This is a genomic window from Rhodococcus sp. 21391, from assembly GCF_016772255.1.
Taxonomy (GTDB): Bacteria; Actinomycetota; Actinomycetes; order Mycobacteriales; family Mycobacteriaceae; genus Rhodococcus_F; species Rhodococcus_F opacus.
Genome location: NZ_CP063782.1, coordinates 423357 through 442071 on the forward strand (window position 1 = coordinate 423357; position 18715 = coordinate 442071).

Here is an 18715-nt window from a genome sequence, read left to right on the forward strand (position 1 = left end):
GATCAGTGCGAGATTCAGAGCAAACCGGCTTCCGTCATCAGTGCGGTGACCTGCGGGCTGTTGAGCTTCGCGGGGTCGACCTGCGGGGCCTGGAGTTCGGCGAGGGGAACGAGCTTCGGGTTCGCCGGCACACCACTGGCCACCGTGTATTCGAACGACGTCCCGGTCTGCAGGACCTCCTGCCCCTTCTGGCCGGTGACGAACTTCAGGAACTGCTGCGCCGCATCCTGTTTCGTGCTGGACTTCAGGACCCCGCCACCGGAGACACTGACGAACGCACCTGGATCCTCGTTCTTGAAGTAGTGGAGAGCGACGTTGTTGCTGTTCTCACCGGTCTTGGCCTGATCGCCGAACCAGTAGTAGTGGTAGATGACGCCGCCCGGGATCTCCCCGGCGTTGACAGCCTTCATCACCGTGCCGTTGCCCTTGTAGGTGCGGACGTTGTCCTTCATCCCGGCCAGCCACTGCCGGGTGGCGTCCTCACCCTTGAGCTCGAGCAGTGCGCTGACGATGGCCTGGAAGTCGGCCCCCGAGGGCGAGGCGGCCCAACGGTCCTTCCACGCGGGGTCCTGCAGATCGAGCAGCGACTTCGGCAGCTGGTCCTGGGGCAACATGTCCTTGTTGTACGCGAAGACAGTGGACCGGGCCGCGATGCCGGTCCACTTGCCGCTCGACGGCCGGTACTGGCTCGGGACCTGGTCGAGGACGTCCTGGTTCACGTCGGCGAACAGCCCGGCGTTCTCGACCAGCGTCATCGCGGGGGAGTTTTCGGTGAGGAACACATCGGCCGGCGACTGGTCGCCCTCGGCCACGAGCTGGTTGCCGAGCTCGGTGTCGCTGCCGTTGCGCAGTTCCACCTCGATACCGGTCTCCGCGGTGAAGGCGTCGGCCCATTCCTGGGTGAGCGACTCGTGCTGGGCGTTGTAGACGGTGATCTGGTTGGCCCCACCGGAGTCGGTGGCTCTGTCCGAACCGGAGTCCGAGCATCCCGACACCGTCATCACCGCGGCGGTGGCCAGTGCCAGCCCCGACATCAGTCCGATCCGCATCCTCATCGTTTGTCCGTCCTCCTCCGCAGCGGGACCTCTCCCAGCCACCTCCAGGAAAACGATGCTACATACAGGATTGGCAAACCTAACCATCCGGATCTTGGTGGACCGTGGTGACAGGTGGAAGTGGTAGGCCCGTCCAGGTGAGGAGGGGTATGAAGGACCGGATGCGGAACTGGGTGGATGTACCTGTGCACGAAGTAATGGGTCGGGCGACCCTGCGAGCAGCGAAACTGAGCACCGGGCCTTTCCCATTCACAGGCACCGCCCGCCTTCTTGAGAGGGTCCAGCGAATGCCGCGTGCATGAACAGCATGGTCGGTGAGGCTGCACCCTCCCACATCTTGTGGCTCTACCGGCCAGGACTCGTTTCCCGTCGGCAACCCACGCCCACATGTCAGCGGGGCCCCAGCCCAGACCTCCATATCGTCTACAGGACCCAGGTCCCGTCTATCCGGCCGCCAGCCTCAGCACCCGGCCGTGGTCGGTGTCGGCGACGTACACGTTTCCCGCAGTGTCGATCGCCACCCCCGTGGGACCGCTGATGCCGGTGAACGGCAGCTCGGTCTGGGTGGTCGATCCCGCCACCAGCTTCAGCACCCGGGCGTTACCGGAGTCGGCGACGTACACGGTGCCCGTTGTGTCCACCGCCACTCCGCTTGGGTCATAGAGGTCGGTAAAGGGCAGTGCGGTAGCCGAATTCGACCCACCCGCCAACATCATTACTCGACTGCCCAGGAACTGAGAGAAGAACACATCCTCAGCGGCGTTCAACGCCACCCAGTCGGTCTCGCCAGTGAAGGGCAGCACGATCTGGGTGGTCGACCCGGCCGCCAACTTCAGCACCCGGCCGTCGCCCCGGCCGGTGCCGGTGTCTGTGACGTAGATGCCCCCCGAACCGTCCACCGCCACCCCTCGGGGGTAGCGGAGGTCCGTGAAGGGAAGTGCGGTAGCCGAATTCGACCCGGCCGTCAACTTCAGCACCCGGTTGTTATCGTGGTCGGTGACGTACACGCTTCCCACGGTGTCCACCGTAACCCCCTCAGGTTGGCTGAGGCCGGTGAACGGCAGCACGGTCTGGGTGGTTGACCCGGCCGCAAGCTTCAGCACCTGGTTGTTGTCGTGGTCGGTGACGTACACGCTTCCCACGGTGTCCACCGCAACCCCCTCAGGTTGGCTGAGGCTGGTGAACGGCAACTGGGTCTGGGTCTCGGTCTCGGTCTCGGTTGTCTGGGTTGGTGTCTGAGTCTGCCGGTACACGACCACGCCGACGGTGGCCACGGCCAGGAGGGTCAGGATCACGGCGATCACCACGGTGGACGTCCTGCGCCACCAGCGAATCCGCGCTCGGGGGTGTTCGAGCCGCTCGAGGTCGGGTGCGTGTCCGAAGGGTTCGGCCGATGCGGCGGGATGTGCACGCGCGGGTTCTGTCTCCTGCCGTCGCGCGGTCGGTGCGGCGGGCTGGGGGCCGGGTTTGGGCCCGTGCGGCCCGGGCGCCGGGTACCGGTCCGTCTCCGGCACCTCCCGCACCAATGTCGGGATGTCGGCCTGTGGCGGCCCGAGTGCGTGCTGCGCGGCCGCCGCCAGGGCCCCGCAGCTGGGGTAGCGGTGCTCCCGGTCCTTGGCCATCGCCCGCGTGATGACCGCGTCGAACCCGGTCGGCAGCCCGGCCCGCAGGGCGGCGGGGCGTGGGATCGGCGAGTTCAGGTGGCCGGCCATCAGCTGAGCCAGGGTCGATCCGGGATACGGCTGCTGCCCCGTCAGCAGGCGGAACAGGGTGCAGCCGAGCGAGTACACATCGGCCCGGGCATCGAGGGGGATGCTCGCGAACTGTTCCGGAGCCGCGTACTGCAGGCTGGCCACCAACATCCCGGTCTTGGTCAGGTGCTGGGTGTGCTCGAGGGCCTTGGCGATCCCGAAGTCGGCGAGCAGCACCCGCCCGGGATCACCGGGATGACCGGGCCGGGGATGTTCGAGGAGGATGTTGGCCGGTTTGACGTCTCGGTGCAGCACCCCCGCCTCGTGCGCATAGTCCAGCGCCTTGGCGGTCTCGGTGATGATGCGCACGGCCCGGGCCGGATCGAGGGGAGCACCCTCGCGTGCCGTTTCGGCGTCGGTGCCGTCGACGTATTGCATCGCGATCCACAGCCGGTCGCCCTCCCGGCCGCGGTCGTAGACGGCGACGATGTTCGGGTGTTCGAGTCGGGCGGCGTGGTCGGCCTCGAGCTCGAACCGGGAGCGGGCGTCGTCGTCTTCGGCCAGGGCCGGGTGCAGCACCTTCAGGGCGATCCGCCGCGGCAAACGCGGATGCGCGGCCGCGTACACGGTGCCCATTCCCCCGACCCCGAGCACGCGTTCGATGGTGTACCCGGCGAACACCTCACCCGGCCGCAACGGGCCGTGCTCTCCCATGCCGTCACCACCTCACCCGGATGTGTCGCCGCTTCCAGTCAACACCGGACACATCCACCATGTCCGGGCATCGGCCGCCCTCGTCCGCGGGACAGGGCGCAGAAGTCTCGCCGGAGTGGCGCTGACCGGTGCCAGGCTCGCGTCGAGTTCGCGAGTCCATCACAAGACTTTGTTCAGAATCCGACAAGCGGCATGCCAGATCCTTTTCTTACCCGCCGAGGCACTCACAGAAAAGGACCCGCCATGTTCCCCGAGTTCGTCAAGTCCGCCGCTCGCGTCGCCGCCGACACACCGGCGCCCCCAGTCACGGGTTCGATCATGAAACACACCGGTCTTCGTGCCGCTGTGTGTGTCGGCGCCACGGTTCCCCTGGTGCTTTTTGGCGATGGAATAGCCTCCGCCGCAGGAACCGTTGAGATGTATGGCAATGCCGGCGAGGTCGAAGTATATGTAACCGACGGTACGCCAGGGGAGAACTGTCTGGTCGACGACAACGGTTACACCTTTGGCGGCGTAGTGGATGATGCAGGTTTTCTGGCAATCCTTATTCCGGCCGAGCCCGGCGACCACCAGGTGACTCTGGCGTGCGACAGCAGCGGAGGCTACGGCCAATGGGTCACGGTCACACCCACCGGACCCGGCCCGGGACCGGCCCCAGCACCGGCCCCAGGACCCGCCCAGGGCTACTTCGTTAACATCTATGGCGGCCCCGGCGGTGCCGACATCTTCATTGCCGGCGCGGCGCCGGGAGAGACATGCGTAGCCACCACCGACGCGAACGAGGCGCTCTTCCTCGATGGCGTGGTGGATGATACCGGCTCTCTCACCTTGTATTTTGGTACTCCACCCGGCGAGCAAACCGTGACCGTGGTGTGTGACAGCAGCGGAGCGGTCGCCGCAACGGTCACGGTCACCTGACGGGTGGCGCCCTACCTGGGCTGGGCGAAACACTGAGCTACTGCGGCTGTACGCGCTGCTCAAGCAGGGGTCGCAGGGTGATGTCGAGGGCAAGCGGCCCGGGCGGTTCGACATGGTCAACCGCGCCAAGTACGACGCCTGGGCCACGTTGGCGGTACGAGCAGTGCCGACGCCAAGCAGGGCTACGTCGACCTGGTAGCCCGGCTCACGCAGGGCTGAGTTCGGGGGAGGCTCCGCACCGCCGCCGAGATTGGCGGCACGGCGTCATACATGCCCTCGGCTGTCGACTTCATCCGGTACACCGGGTGCACCGGATGCCTCATGCTCATGGTTGAGGACATGCGGGATGACGGGTAACTGCGCTGAGCGACCTCGGTTCCTAGGTGTGATCGATTCCCCTCAGACCCCAGGCGGCTTTTGATTCTCTTTCTCGATGATTGCTGTACGAGGTGTTCACCGGGTACACCATCGAACGCGTGGTGGGTGTCGGGGGAGGCGCACGGTGTGGCGCGCGAATCAACGCGGTCGCCGGTGCGGATCGCCCTGCAGGTGCTGCACCGTGGACGCCACCGGTGGTCGGTGCGTGCCACCGCGTGACGACCCGTTCGTTCGCTGAATCTGGTGGGCGCACCGCGCCGTTCGATGGCCGAGTCCGGCTGTTCGGATCTCGAGGGGCTCCGGAAGGTCGGGGTGACCGTTCGCGCCGGGACCTGCGCTCCCGGGTGTGAAACCGCAGGTGGCGGGCATCGGCGAGTCACCGACTGGAATATGATTTGGTGTATGAACAAACCGGGGGTGCACGCGATTACCGTCCGCATCCACGGTGTGGACCGGATATTCGACTCTGGCGAGCCGGTCACGATCGGCCGGGCACCCGAGGTCGGCCTGACCGTCGACAGTCCCTGGGTGTCCCGGGTCCACGCGGAGCTGTCGTGGCAGGGCGGCTGGGTGTTCACCGACCGGCGCAGCACCAACGGGGTCTTCATCGACGGTCGGCGTGTCGTTCAACCGGTGCGCGTGGACGAACAGGTTCAGCTGCGTCTCGGGGATCCCGCCACCGGGCCCTTGGTGGTGCTGACCCCTCATCGGTCACGACGTGAGCGTTCACCGACGCCCGCGCACACGCCGACCCCCGTTGTGCACAAGACGGTGATGGCGAGCACCACGCAGCGGCCTCCGGTCCGGCATCGTCCGTCGACGGCGCCGATCAGTGCACCCACCCGTATTCCACCGGCGGGTCTGACCATCGGTCGTACCGGCGAAAATCAGATCGTCGTCGACGATGTACTCGCCTCGCGACGCCACGCCCGGCTCGTCCGAATTGGAGAGGGCCTCGGCATCGAAGATCTCGGCAGCGTCAACGGCACCTTCGTCAACGGTGCCCGAACGCGGAGAACGGTGCTGTGCGAGGGCGACATCGTGACGATCGGCAAGGTCGACCTCGTCGTTGCGGGCGGGAGCGTCCGGCATCGGCAACGTGCCCCCGCGGAGACGGGCCTGAGTCTGCACGGCGTGGAGTTCGTCGTCGAGGGCACCAAACAACTGCTGGTCGACGTCTCGATGGGCGCCGGGCCGGGTTCGTTGACCGCGATGATCGGACCGTCCGGTGCCGGGAAATCGACGCTGGCAAGGGTGATCGCCGGCTCCGCCAGTCCCTCCCGCGGCGCGGTCACCTTCGAAGGCCGTAATCTGCACGCCGAGTACCCGGCGCTGCGCACCCGAATCGGGCTGGTCCCGCAGGAGGACGTGCTGCACCGCCAGCTCACCGTTCGCCAGGCGCTGCGCTACGCGGCCGAGTTGCGGTTACCGCCGGATACGACGGCCGCCGACCGCGACCGGGTGATCGCCGGGGTACTCGCGGAGCTCGCGCTCACCGAGCACGCCGACACCCGGGTCGACCGGCTCTCCGGCGGCCAACGTAAGCGTGCGTCGGTGGCGCTGGAGCTGCTGACCGGCCCGTCGCTGCTGATCCTCGACGAACCGACCTCGGGCCTCGATCCCGCGTTGGACCGGCAGGTGATGGCGATGCTGCGCCAACTCGCCGACGCCGGTCGGGTGGTCGTGGTGGTCACGCACTCGGTCACGCACCTCGACATGTGCGACCAGGTGCTGTTGCTCGCTCCGGGCGGGAAGACCGCCTATTGCGGACACCCCGCCGGAGTCGGAGCCGCACTGGGCAGTTCGGACTGGGCGGAGATCTTCACCAGGGTCAGCGCGGACCCGGACGGCGTGTTCGCCGCATACCGGGCGCGGGAGGCACGGGGGTCGAGGCGGCCCGCCCCTGCGCCGCCCCGAGTCGGACCACCCGGCAGGCCGGCGCACACCAGCACCGGCAGACAGATCTCCACGGTGGCGCGCCGCCAACTTCGGCTGATCCTCGCCGATCGCGGCTATCTCACCTTCTTGGTCGTGCTCCCCTTCGTCCTGGGCGCGCTCTCGCTCGTGGTCCCGGGTGAGGCGGGCTTCGGCATGGCCGGCCCGGGCGCACCGACGGAGCCGGCGCAGGTCATGGTGCTCCTGATTCTCGGCGCCTGTTTCATGGGGTCGGCGCTGTCGGTACGCGACCTCGTCGGCGAACGCACGATCTACCACCGCGAACGTGCAGTCGGGTTGCTGCCGGCCGCGTACCTGTTCGCGAAGAGCATCGTGTTCGGCCTCGCCGCCCTCGTACAATCGATCGTGCTCGTGGGCATCGTGGTGGCAGGTAAGGGGGCACCCGGTTCGGGTGCGGTGATCCCCCCGGGGAGTGTCGAATTGCTGGTCGACATCGCCCTGACGGCGTGCTGCTGTGTGATGGTGGGGCTGCTGCTCTCCGCGCTCGCGAGGTCGAGTGACCAGGTGATGCCGCTGCTGGTCGTGACCGTCATGGCGCAGCTGGTGATGTGCGGTGGGCTGATCCCGGTCACCGACCGAGCCGTGCTCGACCAGCTGTCCTGGTTGTTCCCAGCGAGATGGGGCTTCGCGGCCGGGGCGTCGACGGTCGATCTTCGGGCACACGTCGCGACGGTGCAGCCAGATGAGTTGTGGCAGCACACATCCGAGATATGGTTGCTCGACGTTGCGATTCTGGTCGTCCTCGGCGCGGCGCTTGGGTTCGCGACCCTGCGTCACCTCCGCCTGAAGTCTTAACTTAAGCGATGACAGACCGACACGCACGCCGCCAGAGGCGACGTCACACGCAGCCGCTGAACTGAGCGCATCGGATATGGGCGCTGCGACCTGCGCGTTTATCATTTGTCTCACGGTATGGCCACCGCAATCTGTCTCAGTTTCCTGGCATTTCTTCAGAGGACATCACGATGCGGGCCGTGCCGATGCGTACTGAGCCGAGCGAACGGGACGCCCGCCCGTGATACCCAGACGTCAGGAGTGGTTGGGGCACAGCAGGTCCGGGCTCGCTGCCCATCCGTGCCGCTCGAGCCAGGCCAGGGCCGAAGTCGGTAGATCGTCGGCCTCGGGATCAGCGGGCCGTCGCCGCAGCGGTGGCAGCAGACGGTCAGCACGTCAGCGACGTACACGGCCCCCGGCTATCCCGCCACGCCCTCGGGATTGTTGAGGCCGGTGGAGGGCAGCTCGGTCTGCGAGTTCGACCCCGTCGCCAGCTTCACCACCCGGTGAAGGGCAGCTCGGTCGGGGTGCTCGACCCCGCCGCTAGCTTCAGTACCCGGAGATTGCGCCAGTCGGCGACGTACACGGCCCCCGCGGTGTCCACCGCCACCCCCTCGGGGTAGTGGAGGCCGGTGAAGGGCAGCTCGGTCGGGGTGGTGGACCCCGCGGCCAGCTTCAGCACCCGGTTGTTCCAGTCGGCGGCGTACACGTTTCCCGCGGTGTCCACCGCCACCCCCCAGGGGTAGCTGAGGCCGGTGAACAGCTCGGTCTGTGTGCTCGACCCGGCCGCCAGCTTCAGCACCCGTTGTCCTTCACGGCGGCCTCGAGGGTCGGGTACTTGCCCTGGACGTCGTCGGGGGTGATGAGCTTGTTGCCGACCACGGACCGAATCTCCGCATCGAGCCGGTTGTAGTCCCCGGGCCCCCACGGGCTCAGCGGTGGATGGGGATCGGTGTTCATCACGTCGATGTCCTTGATCTCGACCACGACCATGAACGGTAGGTGGCCCGGGTTCCGGTCCGACCATGCGTTGAGTTCGCGGAGGCATTGCGTGAATTTCACGCACGAGGTCTGCTGATCGACCTGCGGTACGTGAAAGACCTTCATTCCCGGCTCGTTCCAGGCGGGGTCGGCCATCCGGGTCGGCGCTCCGACTTCGGCGAGCATCGGGGCGTCGGCGTAGCGGCCACCCTGCGGGTCGGCATAGACGTCGAAGACCATGTGCCGCACACCGAGGTTGTCGAGCTGCTCGGTCAGGGGCTTGTGCCGGTAGTCGAGCGCAGCGGTGATCTGCGGAAGCGTGTAGCCCGGGAAGCTGGCGGCCACCGAGGGCGGCAGGCCCTGCGGTATCAGCCCGGTGTGGTAGCTGTTGTGGGTGCCCATGGTCTGCATCTGGTTCATCCGCAGGGTGTCATCGAGCGGATAGGGATTGTGTCCGCCGCCGGGCGGAGCGGCGCTGCCCGTCGGAGCGGCGACTCCGGCGAGAAGCGAACACATCGATGCCGCGATGGCAGCCCTGATGGTCCATCTGCGCCTCGACGAAGGACGTGGGAAATGCATGACTCTCCTTTGAGTTGGTTCGAAGACTGTCTGGGTAGGTCGACGGGACACCCGCGGTCTCCCGCCTGCCGGCAGGAACGCGAGATGCTGTGCGGATCTCGGGCGGGAGGTGTGGAGTAGCGCGGACCACGTATGCACCTCGTGCGGTGCCCCTCAAGCCCTGGGCAACGCGCTCGGGACGGTTTCAGCAGTCGGGGACGAGGACGCAGCGGGCACCGGTGAAGATCGTCGGCATGCACTTGTTGCAGGGATGCACAGCGATTTCGTGTAGGCGTCGTCGGCGATCCGGTTGACCAGGTCCGGCTCGCGCAGCAGGGCCCGGGCCATCGCGACGAACTCGAAGCCCTCGGCCATCGCGGTGTCCATGCCGGCCCGGTCGGTGACCCCGCCGAGCAGTACCAGCGGCAGCGTCACCGCCGCGCGGATCTGCCGCGCGTGTTCGAGCATGAACAGGTCCCGGTAGGGGTAGGTGTGGAGCATTCGCTTCCCGACCAGCTGCACCCCCGACCGCACCGGCTGCGGCATCGCCGCGGCGAACTCGCGGATCGGCGCGTCCCCGGTGAACAGGTACATCGGGTTGAGCAGTGAGCTGCCCACCGTCAGCTCCAGGGCGTCGAGGCTGCCGTCGGCCTCGAGCCACCGCGCGACCTGGATGGCCTCGTCGATCCAGAAGCCGCCGGGCACCCCGTCGTCCATGTTCAGCTTGGCCAGGATCGCGATCTTGTCGCCGACGGCGCCGCGCACGGCGCGTGCGGTGTCGAGGACCATGCGGGCCCGATTCGCGAGCGAACCGCCGTAGGAGTCTGTGCGGCGGTTGAGCTTCGGGCTCAGGAACGAGCTCGCGAAGTAGTTGTGCCCGAAGTGGATCTCCACCGCGTCGAATCCGGCCTCGACGGCGAGCCGGGCGGCGGTGCCGTGCGCCCGGGTGATCCGGGCGATGTCGGCGGCGGAGGCGGATCGGATCATCCGCATACTCAACGGGTTGAACGACCGTGACGGTGCCAGTGCCCGATACCCGGTGGACTTCTCGTTCGCGACCGGCCCGGCATGGCCGAGCTGCGCGGACGCCGCCGCTCCCTCGGCGTGGATCGCGTCAGTGAGCCGCCGCAGGCCCGGCAGCGCCTGCGGACGCATCCACAGCTGCCCGTACTCGGTGCGCCCCTCCGGCGCGACCGCACAGTAGGCGACGGTCGTCATGCCCACCCCGCCCGCCGCCGGAGCGCCGATGGAACTCGATCAACTCATCCGTGACCAGGGCGTTCGGCGTCCTTCCCTCGAACGTCGCCGACTTGATGATCCGGTTGCGCAGGGTGATCGGGCCGAGCTGTGCCGGTGCCAGCGCATCGGGGTGGTGCAAGGTCATCTCTGTTCTCCGATTGACGGTGGTGCGGTAAGTCGGGTGCTGGGTATGCCAGTCGAGGCGGGATCGGGCTGGATCCCAACACACCCATGTGTTACAAAATATGAATGCAAGATTTCAAATCTGCGGGTGATTCTAAGCACACTCCGCTGGCCGTCTCAAGAGTCGGCACCGGGAAAACGCCGACCCCGCCGGTGGTCGAGCGGAAGTCGCCGCCGACCGAACGGGTCGTGCAGATCCTCAATCTGCTGGCGGACACGCCGCGCGAACGGCTCACGCTCACCCAGGTCTCGGCCGCTCTCGATCTGAACAAACCCACCTGCCTGGGCATCCTCACCGCGTTGACGGATGCGGAGTTCGTCACGCGAGATGCGGCGAAGTCGTACGGCCTCGGGCCGGCGCTGCTGCGCCTCGGGTCGGCCGCCGAATCCGGGCTCGCCAATCTCGATCTGGTTCGCCCCTTCGTGACCGCGCTGCACGATCGCCTGGGTATCAGCTGTGTCCTCAGCGCCGCGCACGACGGCCACATCGTGATTCTCGACAGGCTCGGCGCCGCGATGGCCGGGGACCGCCGCGACCTCGTCGGCGAGCGATTGCCGCTGGCGCCGCCTCTCGGGCTGGTGAACATCGCGTGGGAGCACGACACGGTGGTCGACGCATGGCTGAGCCGGCCGCCGCTGCTTCCCCTGGTGGCCGGTGACGAGGCGGCAGGTGACGAGTCGGTCCGCGCCATCATCGACGGTGGACGTCGGCGCGGCTACATCATCGAATGCCTACGCACATCCGGTACGTCGACCGTCGTGCTCGCGAGCCTCCTATCCTCGGGATTGCCACAGCGCATCATCGACGAGCTCTGCCGGCATCTCCCGCCGACCGACTGGTCCGAGTATCTGCTCACCGAGCCCATCGATGCCACCGCCACCATCCCGGTCGCCCACATCAGCGCGCCCATCTTCGATCGGCACGGCAGTCAGCAGTACACCCTGACCCTCGTCCCCGAACGCGTAGACGCCACGATGGCCCAGTGCACGCAATGGGCCACCGCCCTCGTCGACTCGGCACAACACGCGAGCATCGCCCTCGGCGGCCGGTAAGCGATCCTTGGGTTCGTGCGGTGATCGCAACACCACTGATCAAAGGGTGTTGCACATGGCGAAATATTCTCATCGGATGGTTCCGGAGATCTTTCAGACGTTCTGGTCGGGGATGGCGGCGGGTGAGTTCATCACGGGCGCGGCCGAGGCGGCCGGCTCGTATCGCAAACAGGGTGCTCGGTGGCTTGCGGCCTGTGGTGGGGTGCGTCCCCGGCGTGGCCGCAACCTGAAGGGCCGGTGTTTGACGTTCGCGGAGCGGGAAGAGATCGCCATCGGCATCGCCGCAGGTCACACGCTTCGTGAGATCGCGAAAGCCCTGAACCGGAGTCCGTCGACGATCTCACGCGAGATCGCCCGCAATCGTGAGCCGTCCGGGCGGTACCGAGCCAGATCGGCGCACGCAGCCGCCTACCATCGGGCCTCGCGGCCCAAGCCGTCCAAGCTCGCCACCAATCCGCCGCTGCGCGAGACGGTCGAGAAATCCCTGACCGAGCGCCATTCACCCGAGCAGATCGCGGGCCGCCTCCGACTCGATTTCCCCGACGATCCACAGATGCGGGTGAGCACCGAGACCATCTACCAATCGCTCTACCAACCCGCCCGCGGCGGACTCGAACACACCCTCACCCGGTCGCTGCGGACCGGACGTGGGCTGCGCCGACCCAGTCGGAAGGCCGGCCAGCGCAAGAATCGGATCCCCGACATGGCCAACATCGCGGACCGCCCCAAAGACGTGAAAGACCGTGTAGTACCGGGACATTGGGAGGGTGATCTCATTATCGGCAAACGGAATCTGAGCGCATCGGCACACTCGTCGAACGTTCCACCGGCACCGTCATGCTCGTTCATCTGCCCGACGGATACAAGCCCGAGCAGACCGCACCCGCGTTGACCGAACAGCTCGAGACGCTGCCCACGAGCCTGCGCCGAACCTTGACGTGGGACCAGGGTTCGGAGATGCGGGACTGGAAGAGCGTCAGCGCGGCCACCGGCATCGACATCTACTTCTGTGATCCACACGCACCCTGGCAGCGCGGGACCAACGAGAATACGAACGGCATTCTCCGTCAGTACTTCCCCAAAGGTTCGGACCTGAGTGTGCACTCGAAAGCAGACCTGGAGTGGGTCTCACGGCAACTCAATGAGCGCCCCCGGAAACGGCTAGAATTTCGCACACCCATCGAAGAGATGGAACGACTGCTGTTGCGATGACCGCCAGAATCCGCCGAACCATGACCGGGACGAACCGTCCGACCGTTGAGCCTTCGACCCGTCCCGTGGGTGATCGCATTCCTCGGCGGAGGCGGAGGCGGATCAGATCGGCACAATCGCTTCGTCGAGAGCTCGAGCCGGTGGAATCTCCAAGACGACGCGTGTCCGGTCGAGGCCGATGGTGGGCCATCGGTACTCGATTTCGAGGGAGGTGCCGGTGGGACGCCCATTGATGACATGGGAGAACTCACGGACGTAGTGTCCTTCCTCCGTGTGCGGATTCTGGCTCGACCTCTCCGTGTAAATGTTCAGGTCGGGCGACACCACCCACGTACTGAACCCACCCTCGGACGTTCCAACCAAAGGCAGATCGGCGGCACCGTAGGTGGTGCGGAACTGGGCGGAGGTGGTGCGGAACTGGGCGGCAAGCTCCGCTGACTTCAATCCCGAAGCGGAGACGGTCAGCGCCATATCCATGACATTCCGATACGCGATGAGGTATCGAAGTCCCACGCGGTAGCCGTTCGAGTCGGATAGCAGGAGCGGTCCGTGCGCGATTGCACCCAGTTCCGGGGAGACGGGGTTGTCGATCCAACTGAACTGCGACATCGTTCGAGTATGAACGGGCAGATCTTTGCTCCGGGTGACAAAGTAGTTCTGTCCCGTGGGTGTGGTCACCTGAGTAGGCCCCAGTTCGGCCACTGATCGTCACGAATTCCGGCCCCGGCTGAGGTGGCCGGTGGTTGCGGACGGGTGGTGCGGCGTGTCGGCACGAATCTTGGCCCCACCCGGGTTCGGATTCTCCTCGTTGGACGTGTTTCAGCGAGGGAGGACCGGTGAAGAGATCGGGTTCGCGGATGAAATTATTCGAGCAGATCCGCCGTGATCGGCGGGATTCGGAATTGTCGATTCGGGAGTTGGCCCAGCGGCACGGGGTGCATCGACGCACGGTGCGGCAGGCGTTGGCCTCGGCGGTGCCACCACCGCGCAAACCGTATCGCCGCCGGGTCCGGCCGGCGATCGATGACTGGGCCGAGCTGATCGATTCCTGGCTGATTGCCGACCAGCAGGCGCCGCGCAAGCAGCGACATACCGCGCGGAGGGTGTGGCAGCGGTTGGTCGCCGAGCACGGGGCGACGATGTCGGAAGCGACGGTGACCCGGTATGTGCGCCGCCGACGCAGCGAGTTGGGGCTGGTCGAGGTCGAGGTGACGGTGCCGCAGACCCACCTGCCGGCCGCGGAGGCGGAGGTTGACTTCGGGGAGGTCTACGCGGTCATCGGCGGGGAGATGACCAAGTGCTGGATGTTCGTGATGCGCCTGTCGCATTCGGGGCGGGCCTGTCACGTGGTGTTCGGCACCCAGGCGCAGGAGGCGTTCTTCGAGGGACACGTGCGGGCCTTCGAGTGGTTCGGCGGTGTGCCGCATCGTATCCGCTACGATAACCTCAAACCTGCTGTGGTGCGGGTGCTTCGGGGTCGTGACCGGGTCGAGTCGGACCGATTCGTCGCCCTGCGCAGCCACTACGGCTTCGATTCGTTCTTCTGTATCCCCGGCCGGGGTGGCGCCCACGAGAAAGGCGGCGTGGAAGGCGAGATCGGCAGATTCCGGCGCCGGCACCTGGTTCCGGTGCCGAAGGTCGCGTCGTTGACCGAACTCAACGAGAAGGTCGCCGCCGCGGACCTGATCGACGACACCCGGGTCATCGGGGGCCGACCGATCACGGTGGCCGCCGCGTTCGCCGACGAGCAACCCGCGTTGCTCCCGCTGCCTGCTGAGCCGTTCGACTGCGCGCGACTGTTGTATGCGCGGGTCGACACCCATGCGCGGGTGTCGGTGCGGCAGAACTTCTACTCCGTGCCCGCCCGCTACGCGGGCCGGCGGTTGCCGGTGCGGCTGAGCGCGGGCCGGGTCGAGGTGCTCGACGGGTCTCGGATGGTCGCGGTTCACGACCGGGCCTTCGGCCGGTTCACCGAGGTCCTCACCCTCGATCACTACCTCGAGGTGTTGATCCGCAAACCAGGCGCCCTTCCCGGGGCGACCGCGTTGGCGCAGGCCAAGGCGGTCGGGGCGTTCACCGTCAGCCACCAGCGGTACTGGGACAGCGCCCGCAACCTGCTCGGTGACCGCGCCGGCACCCGCGCCCTGATCGACGTGCTGCTCGCGCACCGCGGCCTGGCCCCCGAAGTACTGCGCCAGGCCCTGGACCGGTCCATCGAGACCGGGTGCATCGATCCCCAACTCGTCCTCATCGATGCCCGCCGACTGGCCCGCACCGATTCCACCCCCGCGGTCCCGATCGGAGTGCTCACCCGTTACGACCGTCCCGTTCCGTCGTTGACCGCCTACGACACCCTGCTCACCGGAAGCTGAGGTCTCACATGGTCTCCTCCGACGCCGCAGCCCAGGCCGCGATCGGCGCGGCTACCCGCGAACTGCATCTGCCGACCATCCGGACCGAAGCGGTCCGGATCGCCGAAATCGCTGTCCGAGAACAACAATCAAATCTGGCGTTTCTCGCCGAAGTACTCGCCGCCGAGGTCGACGACCGCACCGAACGACGCCGGACGCGTCGACTCAACGACGCCAAGTTCCCCCGCATCAAACGGCTCGCCGACTTCGACGTCGATGCCGTGCCGGGCATCTCTGCGGGCACGCTCGGGCATCTCGCGGCCGGCGGCTACCTCGACGCCGGCGAACCGGTGGTGCTGCTCGGGGATTCCGGCACCGGCAAATCACACCTGCTGATCGGGCTCGGCCTGGCAGCCTGTGAACAAGGCCGCCGAGTCCGCTACATCACCTGCGCCCAACTGGTCAACGAACTCGTCGAGGCCGCCGACGAACGGATCCTCTCCCGCGTCGTCGCCCGCTACGGGCGCCTGGATCTGCTGCTGCTCGACGAACTCGGCTACGTCCAAATCGATCCCCGCGGAGCGGAAATGCTGTTCCAGATCATCACCGAACGGGAGGAACGAGCGAGTATTGGGATCGCATCGAATCTGCCGTTTTCGGAGTGGGGCACCGTCTTTCCCGATCCACGACTGGTCGCCGCGATCGTCGATCGCATCACCTTCAACGCGCACATCCTCGAAACCGGCACCCAATCCTATCGACTGCGCACCAGCAAGACCCACCACCGAAAACGCGCCTGACCCCACCAGTGGGGCCGCAATTCATGCCGATCAACGGGGCCAGACCACTTGACGAAACTCAGTCCCGCTAGCGAAGACCCACGCGGTCAGGGATCCGCCAACGGCAGTGCACTAGGGCACTAGCTCATCGGGAGCGGGTCTAATAGCCCTCGTCGTGTTATCTGACCGTTGAGTCCCAAGCACCACGCCGCCGGCGTTGCGCGTTCAAGAGATGGGAATCAGCGATGTACATCGGGTATGCACGAGTGTCCACCGATCAGCAAGACCTGACCGCACAGCAGCACGCACTGCTCAAGCTCGGCGTCTCACCGGAAAGGATCTACGTCGATCACGGCTTGACCGGAACCATTCGTCAGCGGCCCGGTCTGCAGAACGCCCTTGCAGCGTGCCGAAACACCGACACTCTCGTGGTGACCAAGTTGGATCGCCTGGCTCGTTCGTTGCCCGACGCCCGGGACATCGTCGACGAGCTCACGTCCCGGAACGCGTGCCTACAGATCGGAGCCTCGTTGCACGATCCGACCGACCCGGTCGGCCGCCTGTTGTTCAACGTCCTGGCGATGGTCGCCGAGTTCGAGGGCGACCTGATTCGGGCACGAACGAGGGAGGGGATGCGGATCGCGAAGGCGAAGGGACACCTGAAGGGCAAGAAGCCGAAGCTCAACCCACGCCAGGAACGGCACCTGGTCGAGCTTCACACGTCAGGCGAGTACTCGACCGCTGAACTGGCGGATTTGTTCTCGGTGGGCCGGTCGACGGTGTACCGGGCGATTAAACGCGCCCGCCGACCTCAACACGACGGTTACTCAGTTTCCAGTACCTAGCGCTTTCAGTCCTTTCGAACGTTCGCCGGGCCGGCCGCACCGGCGGACGTTCGGCTATCGGACGTGCCGATACCTGTCGGCTCTTAGACTGTGGCGATGGGGGCGCGCACCGAGATCGATCCCGCTGGAGTGGCATGAGCTGGTTGATGCGTGAGGATCAGCGAATGGTGGAAAAACTTCTTCTGCAGGGCGTTATCACCCTCGCCGAGGCGCGTCGGCTTCGAACACCATCTGCTCAGGATCCGTTTCTCCGGGACGCCGTCGACAACCTCCTGATGGATCTGTCCGGCTACCCACTCAGAGAAGGCGGGCCACGATCCGGGTTGGACCAACTCGAGTACTTCAGCAAAGCCATCGCACGGGAGCAAACCGAGTTCGCCCATGGTCTCGATACCCGAGTCGGTCGAATCGTTCTCGAGGCGACGTCGGGTCTTACCCATGAGAACCGTGCCGAACGTCGATGGGCGATTCTCGATCCTCTCGGGGCGCCGCGGATGGACCGGCGGGAGGCCGGCATGAACGTCTGGGTGCGGCTCCTGTCTTCCCGTGTGACGGACGGCCTGCTTCACCCGGCTCTTTGTGCTGGGCAGATTGCGGGCGTGGGCCCGCTGCCTGCGGATGATGCGTACAACTCGCGGGAGGTGCAGATCAACCGCGCTGCTCCGGGTTTGTACAAGACGTGGGTGTCCGATCCCGGCACCCGTGACAGCCAGGAACACTGCATGCGGGATCTGTTCGAGTCAGTCAGTTGGGATCGTTCGTTGTCCTGAGTGCCCGCGATCCCTTTCACCGATCGAGGATCCGTCACCGGTCAGTATTGGCGGACGAGTTCGGGGTGGCGGGCACGGAGATAGAGTCCGCCGAACGTCGGACATTCGTCGGCGATCCACGTCCACGCTCGCTGGTCCCACTCGGCCAACTCGCTGAGGGCGTCCGCCACCGTGGTCGTCCCGTTCGAGCTCTTGCGTAGTACGACGGTGGGGTCGTCCCAGTCGATCGCGGCGGCCCTCGTGTCGAGGGGACTGTGTCGGGCGATGATGTCGGCGTCGATCGTCTCGGAGAACCGTCCGTGCTGGATCGCGCGTTGAAAGTCGTTGTGGACGGCAGTGGCGATGTCCAGCGACGCGACGAGCCAGGTGCGCGGCGCCGCGGTCGAGGCCACCAGTACGGCGGCAACGGGTATCGGGTCGCGCCCAGTTGATGAGCAGACGCCCCCGAGCACCACGGCGGTGTCGTCGTCCTCGACCACCGCAACGGGAGCACCGTCCACGCCCAGGCTGTAGCTCCCACTCCGGTAAGTGAATGCGGGATCGCCGCTGTGCGAGAGCAGTTGGTCGAGTAGTCGCCCGGTGGATCGCCGTGCGATCGTCCATCGATCCTGGCGGGCGATGCCGTCCACAAGCTGGCTGACGGCACCGATGACGTGTTGGCGTCGTGGATCGGCGAGTCGATTCCTCATGGGCGCATCACCGCCAGCTCCATGAGGACCCCGGTCTCGATGCATCCGGTGGTGTCGAGGTTGTTGGCGAACCACTTGGGACTCGCGTGGATGCGCCGCAGCAGCCTCGCGTCGGGGATCGGTTGCCACTGGCAGGCGGTCTGCTGGTATTCGGCGATTTCCAACTGTAGGTCCACAACGAGTCCCGTCGTGGGGTGTATTCCATCGGGCACGGTCGGCCCGTGACGGGTGCCGGAGAAGTAGCCGAACACGGCGTCTACCTGCGGTGCGTCGGTGGTTGGCCAGTAGGCCTCGATCCCGCCGGCAGTGATGAGGTGGGTCCGTCGGCTCCAGCGGGCATCGTCAGGCAGGGACCTCCCTCGTTCGGATGCCGACTCGATGAAGGTCAATGCACACGTGTCGTATCCGACTACGGGAGGGATACCGCAGCATTCGATCTCCCAGTTCTCCACGAACACGGAGATGAGGTCGACGCGTGTGGGGACTGGGGTCGGTTCGGTGAACCTGTGCATGTCAGGCCCCGAGTACTCGGGAACCGCGGCACGAACGCCGCGGACTCGGGGTCACCT

Annotated in this window: 13 protein-coding genes and 4 pseudogenes; 9 read left to right on the plus strand and 8 right to left on the minus strand. The window is 66.4% G+C overall.

Going from position 1 to position 18715, the window contains the following annotated elements; genetic code table 11:
* Nucleotides 1-14: 14 nt before the first annotated feature.
* Complete coding sequence (locus GO592_RS36595; RefSeq protein ID WP_039951430.1) at nt 15-1055, minus strand: iron ABC transporter substrate-binding protein; 1041 nt, start codon at nt 1053-1055, stop codon at nt 15-17.
* 443 nt (nt 1056-1498) lie between these two features.
* The gene (locus tag GO592_RS36600; RefSeq protein ID WP_007297807.1) at nt 1499-3460 is read right to left on the minus strand and encodes a serine/threonine-protein kinase PknD; all 1962 of its coding nucleotides are present in this window, start codon (nt 3458-3460) and stop codon (nt 1499-1501) included.
* Nucleotides 3461-3703: 243 nt separating this feature from the next.
* Between GO592_RS36600 and GO592_RS36605 the strand changes: the two genes are divergently transcribed.
* The 3 genes and pseudogenes from GO592_RS36605 to GO592_RS36615 all read left to right on the plus strand — a co-directional run bounded on the left by GO592_RS36605 (nt 3704) and on the right by GO592_RS36615 (nt 7507).
* Complete coding sequence (locus tag GO592_RS36605; RefSeq protein ID WP_007297808.1) at nt 3704-4378, plus strand: hypothetical protein; 675 nt, start codon at nt 3704-3706, stop codon at nt 4376-4378.
* Nucleotides 4335-4597, plus strand: a pseudogene (locus GO592_RS36610) (acyl-CoA-binding protein). The gene GO592_RS36605 and the pseudogene GO592_RS36610 overlap by 44 nt, the downstream one beginning before the upstream one ends.
* A gap of 561 nt (nt 4598-5158) precedes the next feature.
* Entirely contained in the window at nt 5159-7507 is a 2349-nt protein-coding gene (locus tag GO592_RS36615; protein WP_007297810.1) for an FHA domain-containing protein, read from the plus strand.
* Between the two features lie 481 nt (nt 7508-7988).
* Here GO592_RS36615 and GO592_RS45075 read toward each other — a convergent pair.
* The 3 genes and pseudogenes from GO592_RS45075 to GO592_RS36625 form a co-directional block, all read right to left on the minus strand.
* Nucleotides 7989-8276 (minus strand): annotated as a pseudogene (locus GO592_RS45075) (serine/threonine protein kinase); the annotation flags it as partial.
* Nucleotides 8277-8281: 5 nt separating this feature from the next.
* Entirely contained in the window at nt 8282-9046 is a 765-nt protein-coding gene (locus GO592_RS45080) for a Ca2+-dependent phosphoinositide-specific phospholipase C (protein WP_011599319.1), read from the minus strand.
* A gap of 184 nt (nt 9047-9230) precedes the next feature.
* Nucleotides 9231-10409 (minus strand): annotated as a pseudogene (locus tag GO592_RS36625) (NADH:flavin oxidoreductase).
* Between the two features lie 191 nt (nt 10410-10600).
* On the opposite strand from GO592_RS36625, the gene GO592_RS36630 reads away from it, so the two are divergent.
* Together GO592_RS36630 and GO592_RS36635 are read left to right on the plus strand one after the other, a co-directional pair.
* A complete protein-coding gene (locus tag GO592_RS36630) occupies nt 10601-11500 on the plus strand; it encodes an IclR family transcriptional regulator (protein WP_007297814.1) in 900 nt (299 codons plus the stop codon).
* A 65-nt stretch (nt 11501-11565) separates the two neighbouring features.
* Nucleotides 11566-12712 (plus strand): annotated as a pseudogene (locus tag GO592_RS36635) (IS30 family transposase).
* A gap of 102 nt (nt 12713-12814) precedes the next feature.
* On the opposite strand, the gene GO592_RS36640 reads toward GO592_RS36635, so the two are convergent.
* The gene (locus GO592_RS36640; protein ID WP_007297898.1) at nt 12815-13321 is read right to left on the minus strand and encodes a hypothetical protein; all 507 of its coding nucleotides are present in this window, start codon (nt 13319-13321) and stop codon (nt 12815-12817) included.
* Nucleotides 13322-13569: 248 nt separating this feature from the next.
* On the opposite strand from GO592_RS36640, the gene istA reads away from it, so the two are divergent.
* The 4 genes from istA (at nt 13570) to GO592_RS36660 (ending at nt 17457) form a co-directional block, all read left to right on the plus strand.
* Nucleotides 13570-15084, plus strand: coding sequence for an IS21 family transposase (gene istA, locus GO592_RS36645; protein ID WP_202715273.1), 1515 nt, complete (start codon nt 13570-13572; stop codon nt 15082-15084).
* An 8-nt stretch (nt 15085-15092) separates the two neighbouring features.
* Complete coding sequence (istB, locus tag GO592_RS36650; RefSeq protein WP_202715274.1) at nt 15093-15863, plus strand: IS21-like element helper ATPase IstB; 771 nt, start codon at nt 15093-15095, stop codon at nt 15861-15863.
* Between the two features lie 224 nt (nt 15864-16087).
* Nucleotides 16088-16687 (plus strand): recombinase family protein, encoded by a 600-nt coding sequence (locus GO592_RS36655; RefSeq protein WP_007299270.1) that lies wholly within the window; start codon nt 16088-16090, stop codon nt 16685-16687.
* 275 nt (nt 16688-16962) lie between these two features.
* Nucleotides 16963-17457 carry a hypothetical protein gene (locus tag GO592_RS36660; RefSeq protein ID WP_237720526.1) on the plus strand — a complete coding sequence of 165 codons (495 nt, stop codon included), beginning with the start codon at nt 16963-16965 and terminating at the stop codon, nt 17455-17457.
* A gap of 41 nt (nt 17458-17498) precedes the next feature.
* On the opposite strand, the gene GO592_RS36665 is transcribed toward GO592_RS36660, so the two are convergent.
* Complete coding sequence (locus GO592_RS36665; RefSeq protein ID WP_007299268.1) at nt 17499-18146, minus strand: hypothetical protein; 648 nt, start codon at nt 18144-18146, stop codon at nt 17499-17501.
* Nucleotides 18143-18658: a DUF6578 domain-containing protein gene (locus GO592_RS36670; RefSeq protein ID WP_007299267.1), complete on the minus strand. Its 516-nt coding sequence runs from the start codon at nt 18656-18658 to the stop codon at nt 18143-18145. Before GO592_RS36670 ends, GO592_RS36665 begins: the two co-directional genes overlap by 4 nt.
* Between the last annotated feature and the right edge of the window lie 57 nt (nt 18659-18715).